Annotated in this window: 1 pseudogene; it reads right to left on the bottom strand. The window is 61.6% G+C overall.

Annotated elements, in window-relative coordinates:
- A pseudogene (locus CWO89_RS44945) lies at positions 1–436 on the bottom strand (MFS transporter); the annotation flags it as partial.
- Between the last annotated feature and the right edge of the window lie 220 nt (positions 437–656).

The following is a 656-nucleotide window of genomic DNA, read 5'->3' as shown; positions in this document are numbered from 1 at the left end:
GCATCAGACCGTATGTTGGTGCGCTGCCAAGGAGGAGATCGCGCGCTACCAGCGGCAAGAGCGCGAGAATCACTCCACTGATCAAGCCCACAATGATCGTGCGGATCAACACGAGCATGATCGGGGGTGAGTTCGCAATGTACCGGACGCCTAAAAGAATCGCGCGGTCGAGCCGTTCTGGTGGCAGGCGCGAGCGCTCAGTCGCGCGCTTCCACAGATAGAGCGCGGCGATGAGCGGCAGATAGGACACGGCATTGAGTGCGAACGCCGCAAAGGTCCCTGCAGTGGCCACAATGATGCCACCGATTGCCGGACCTACGCTCCGTGCAATGTTGTAACTGATTCCATTGAGCGCGACGGCGGCTGGCAGAGCTTGGGCTGGCACCTGCTCGCTGACCGCCGCCTGCCAGGCGGGCCCCCACATCGCGGCGCCACTGAAATGGACCCGCGGAGCGGGACCGGTTGAACCGGCTTGTTAGTTGGAAACTGATCGCTCCTGATCCTTTTCTATCACGCAGCCAGAGATTCTGTCTGCTGCAGTTGCTGTGGGCATGTGGTCAACGCGTCAGCGTTGTCCACCATGTCCACAGCCTTGTCGGCGTGCATCCGCTCGCGCCAGACTGCCATCGGCGTGCGATAGCCGAGGGCCTGATGAA

The sequence above is a fragment of the Bradyrhizobium sp. Leo170 genome (genome assembly GCF_004296405.1).
GTDB lineage: Bacteria > Pseudomonadota > Alphaproteobacteria > Rhizobiales > Xanthobacteraceae > Bradyrhizobium.
The sequence above is the reverse complement of the archived record's forward strand: the minus strand, read 5'-3'. Positions and strand labels throughout refer to the sequence as shown.